The following is a 5,184-nucleotide window of genomic DNA, read 5'->3' as shown; positions in this document are numbered from 1 at the left end:
CAGTGCTCCCCGCATGGACAGTCATTTTTCTTACGACACCGTGCAGCATTTCGGGCACGACGTTCGTCATTACTATGCAGAAAGGCTCTGTAAATAGCCTACATCGAGAAGTTTTTGGTCGGCAAAAACGGCCTCATTATCTATAATTTTATATAAAACTTCTCCATAAAGCTGTTTAGAGAAAAAATTGTTCCTATTTTTGCAACTTGTAAATAAACACTATCGTACGAAAAAGAAATGAGAATAAAATTTTTATCTGTTATTGCGTGTTTTCTGCTCATGTCTATAGCCATCAGTTCGTGCCTCAGCTCGGACGACGAATACGAGGTTAGTTCCGATGCCACCGTACATGCCTTCGGTCTGGACACTATCCACGGAAAACACTATCCATTCACTATTGACCAAGTCAAACGAGAAATCTACAACATAGACTCCCTGCCGGTAGGCTCCGACACCATCATCGACAGTATCCTCATCGATACTTTCTACGTCACGGGGTATGTCACAAGCCATGTTTCAGGGGATGCTCCCGATACCATACTGAACATCAACAACTATCAGAACCTGACTGGAGCCGCAACCGTCGAAGGCCTGAAGTTCAAGATCTACGCAGCCGACGGACTCACAACCCGCGACTACACGCTGCGCATCAACATCCATCAACAGGAGCCCGACTCCCTGCAATGGACCAACATGACCGACCGCATTGCCGGATTCCCCTCCGCCTCCATCGCCAACCGCCAGAAAGCCGTGACGCTGGACAACAACCTGCTGGTATACGTGCTGGAGGGTACATCGCTTACCGCATACCGCACTTCGACCAAGACATTCAACAGCTGGGAGCAGATCAGTGTACAGGGACTTCCCGCACTCGACCGTATCCCCGCCTTTGTCAAGAACAGCAATGAAACAGTCAGCCCGCAAGCCGATGCCGAAGACGTCTTGTACGCCTCGACCGGCGATGGCAACGTTTACCGCTCGACCGACGGTATCAGCTGGAACCTTGTAGAAGCACTGAGCGGCAACGTAGAAACACTGATAAGCAGTTTCCAGGGACAACTGATCGGTATACTGGACCACGAAGGCAATTCCTACCTCGTCACAGCACAGGAAGGCAATACCGCCTGGCCGGCCATCGACAGCAACACGCCGACCGTACCCGAAGAATTCCCCACCGAAAACATCTACTCCACCGAATTCCAGACAGCCAACATGCTGGATGAAATCATGATCGTGGGCAAAACCACCGGAGAGAAAATCATTCCGTGGGCGTACGACGGACACAACTGGGCGCAGATGGATCCCGGAACTTCGTACGACAGCTATTGCCTGACCGCCAACATCGGTTACTATCCGTCCATCATCTATTATGGCGGACAGTTCTACATCACGGGCGAACGGCTGCAAAACTTCTACAAGTCCGATGCCGGACTGGCATGGTACAAGACCGAAAGCATGTTCCTGCTGCCGAAGGACGTAGAACTGCGAGGCAACTACTCGCTGGCCGTCGACAACGACAACTTCATCTGGCTGGTAATAGGCCAGTCGAGCGGCACACCGAACGAAGTTTGGCGCGGACGTCTCAACCGGTTGGGATTCAAACAGCAATAACCGGACAGCGGCACCAGCCGCACACCTTTTTTCCATTACATATATATAAGGAATAGGAAAACACCAAAAGAAGCAAGAGAGATGCAAGATACAGAGCAAATAGATTTAAACCGGATACCACGACACGTAGCCATTATCATGGACGGGAACGGGCGATGGGCCAAACAGCGCGGACACGAACGCAGTTTCGGACACCAGGCCGGAGCCGAAACCGTGCACATCATCGCCGAAGAAGCGGCACGGCTGGGAATCAAGTACCTGACGCTGTACACCTTCTCCACCGAGAACTGGAACCGCCCCTCCGAAGAAGTGGCCGCACTGATGAGCCTGCTTTTCGAGAGCATCGAAGAGGAGACGTTCATGAAGAACAACATCAGCTTCCGCATCATCGGCGATATAGCCAAACTGCCCGCCAACGTGCAGGAAAGGCTACAAGCCTGTGTGGAACATACATCGGCCAACACCGGCATGTGTCTGGTCCTCGCACTCAGCTATTCGGCACGATGGGAAATCACCGAAGCCACCCGGCAGATAGCCCGCCTGATCAAGGACGGAACGCTGCAGCCGGAGCAGATTGACAACGAACTCATTTCGCAGCATCTGGCCACCAACTTCATGCCCGACCCCGACTTGCTGATACGTACCGGCGGAGAAATCAGACTGAGCAACTATCTGTTGTGGCAATGCGCCTACTCCGAACTCTACTTTTGCGATACATATTGGCCCGACTTCCATGCCGAAGAGTTGCGGAAAGCCATCTGCGACTATCAGAAGCGGGAACGCCGGTTCGGAAAAACCAGTGAACAAATCAAATAAACCAAAACATATTTAATCATTACTATAAATGCATTATCGTATTTTCTCCTTATTCGTGGCGTTTATCTGCCTCTTCGGCTGCGCAATGACCACTGCGGCACAAGAACAACAAGATTCTACAGCCACTGCCGGCGAACAGAATGAAAAACCGGTCATTCTCTACTCGGGACAACCCAAGAAGTATGAGATTGCAGACATCAAAATAGAAGGAGCCAAGAACTATGAAGATTATGTCATCATCGGGCTGTCGGGACTGTCGAAAGGACAAGTCATCACCATCCCCGGCGAAGAAATCACCGAAGCATGCCGCCGCTATTGGAGGCACGGCCTCTTCTCCGACGTCCGCATCGAAGCCGACAAGATAGAAGGAGACAAAATCTGGCTGACCATCCACCTGTCCATGCGTCCGCGTGTGTCAGACATACGCTACCACGGCGTGAAGAAGTCCGAACGTGAGGACCTCGAATCACGTGTGGCACTGCTCAAGGGAAACCAGATCACCCCCAACGCCATCGACCGCGCCAAAACCCTCATCAAGCGTTACTTTGACGACAAGGGATTCAAGAACGCCGAAGTCCTCATCACACAGAAGGACAACCCCGACAAGGAGAACGAAGTTATCGTCGACATCACCATCGACAAGAAGGAGAAAGTGAAAGTGCACGAAATCACCATCGTCGGCAACCAGGCCCTCACCACCAAAAAGCTGAAACGGGTGATGAAGAAGACCAACGAAAAAGGCAAGCTCATCAACCTGTTCCGTACGAAGAAGTTTGTTGAAGAGAACTACGAAGCCGACAAGCAACTCATTATAGACAAGTATAACGAGCTGGGTTACCGCGACGCTATGATCGTGAAGGACAGCGTAAGCCCCTATGACGAGCGTACCGTCAACGTATTCATGCAAATCGACGAAGGCCAGAAGTACTACCTGCGCAACGTAACGTGGGTGGGTAACACACTCTACACCTCCGAATACCTGAACTTCCTGTTGCAGATGAAGAAGGGCGACGTATACAACCAGAAACTTTTGGACGAGCGACTCAACTCGGACGACGACGCCATCGGTAACCTTTACTACAACAACGGTTACCTGTTCTACAGCCTCGAACCCGTGGAAGTGAACATCGTTGGCGACTCCATCGACCTGGAAATGCGTATCTACGAAGGACGCCAGGCCACCATCAACAAAGTCAGCATCAACGGTAACGACCGCTTGTACGAGAACGTAGTACGCCGCGAGCTCCGTACACGTCCCGGCGAACTGTTCAGCCGTGAAGACCTGATGCGTTCTATGCGTGAAATACAGCAGATGGGACACTTCGACCCCGAACAGATCACGCCCGACATACAGCCCCGACCCGAAGACGGTACCGTGGACATAGGCTACAATCTTATCTCGAAAACCAATGACCAGGTAGAATTCTCGGCCGGATGGGGACAGACGGGTATCATCGGAAAGCTGAGTCTGAAGTTCACCAACTTCTCACTGGCCAACCTGCTGCACCCGGGCGAAAACTACCGAGGCATCCTGCCGCAGGGCGACGGACAGACACTGACCATCAGCGGACAGACCAACGCCAAGTACTATCAGTCGTACAGCATATCGTTCTACGACCCCTGGTTCGGCGGCAAGCGACCCAATGCCTTCTCCGTATCGGCATTCTATTCGCGCCAGACCGACATCAGCAGCCAGTACTATAACGATGCCTACCTGAACAGCTACTATAACAGCTACTACAGCGGACTGTACGGCTACGGTATGTACAACTACGGCAACTATACCAGCTACGAAAACTATTACGACCCCGACAAGTCCATACAGATGTGGGGACTTTCGGCCATGTTCGGTAAACGTCTGAAGTGGCCCGACGACTACTTCCAGTTCACCGCCGAGCTGTCGTACCAACGCTACCACATGCGCGACTGGCAGTACTTCCCCGTCACCAACGGTAAGTGCAACGACCTGAGTATCATTCTCACCCTGTCGCGAAGCTCCATCGACAACCCGATTTACCCGCGTACCGGTTCCGAATTCTCGCTGTCCGCACAGCTCACACCGCCCTACTCGGCCTTCGACGGAGTGGACTACAGCAAGTACAACACCAGCAACCAGGACGACATGAACAAGATGCACAAGTGGGTGGAATACCACAAGTGGAAATTCAAATCGAAAGTCTATATCCCGCTGGCCGACCCCATCACCGTGAAACGTACACCCGTCATCATGGGACGTGCCGAGTTCGGACTGCTGGGTCACTACAACAAGTACAAGAAGTCGCCCTTCGGCACCTTCGACGTGGGTGGTGACGGTATGACCGGTTACTCCTACTACGCAACTGAGACCATCGCCCTGCGCGGATACGAAAACAGCTCATTGACACCTTACGGCAACGAAGGTTATGCCTACACCCGTCTGGCACTCGAACTGCGCTACCCGTTGATGCTCGAAACCAGTACGACCATTTACGCACTGGCCTTCGCCGAAGCAGGTAACGCATGGCACGACGTGAACAAGTTCAATCCCTTCGACCTGAAGCGTTCGGCCGGTGTCGGTGTCCGCATCTTCCTGCCGATGATCGGTATGATGGGTATCGACTGGGCTTACGGTTTCGACCCCGTGCTCGGATCGAAGCAATACGGCGGAAGCCAGTTCCACTTCATCCTGGGACAAGAGTTCTAAACCGTCCTGCGGAACCCCGCGAAACGGTGCGTCGAACCACACTTGTACGGCTCATGAGCCACACTTGCACGGCT

The 5,184-nt window shown here is 52.6% G+C and carries 3 protein-coding genes; all 3 read left to right on the top strand.

Annotated elements, in window-relative coordinates; genetic code table 11:
• Positions 1-237: 237 nt before the first annotated feature.
• The 3 genes from QVP67_RS02100 (at position 238) to bamA (ending at position 5,110) form a co-directional block, all read left to right on the top strand.
• Positions 238-1,611: a DUF6242 domain-containing protein gene (locus QVP67_RS02100; RefSeq protein ID WP_022161903.1), complete on the top strand. Its 1,374-nt coding sequence runs from the start codon at positions 238-240 to the stop codon at positions 1,609-1,611.
• A gap of 81 nt (positions 1,612-1,692) precedes the next feature.
• The gene (locus QVP67_RS02095) at positions 1,693-2,427 is read left to right on the top strand and encodes an isoprenyl transferase (RefSeq protein WP_022161902.1); all 735 of its coding nucleotides are present in this window, start codon (positions 1,693-1,695) and stop codon (positions 2,425-2,427) included.
• 28 nt (positions 2,428-2,455) lie between these two features.
• Positions 2,456-5,110, top strand: a complete 2,655-nt coding sequence (gene bamA / locus QVP67_RS02090) for an outer membrane protein assembly factor BamA (RefSeq protein WP_022161901.1) — start codon at positions 2,456-2,458, stop codon at positions 5,108-5,110.
• Positions 5,111-5,184: the final 74 nt, after the last annotated feature.

Source organism: Bacteroides sp. CAG:633 (genome assembly GCF_000435115.1).
Lineage (GTDB): Bacteria > Bacteroidota > Bacteroidia > Bacteroidales > Bacteroidaceae > Bacteroides > Bacteroides ndongoniae.
This window is presented reverse-complemented; position numbering and strand designations above follow the sequence as displayed.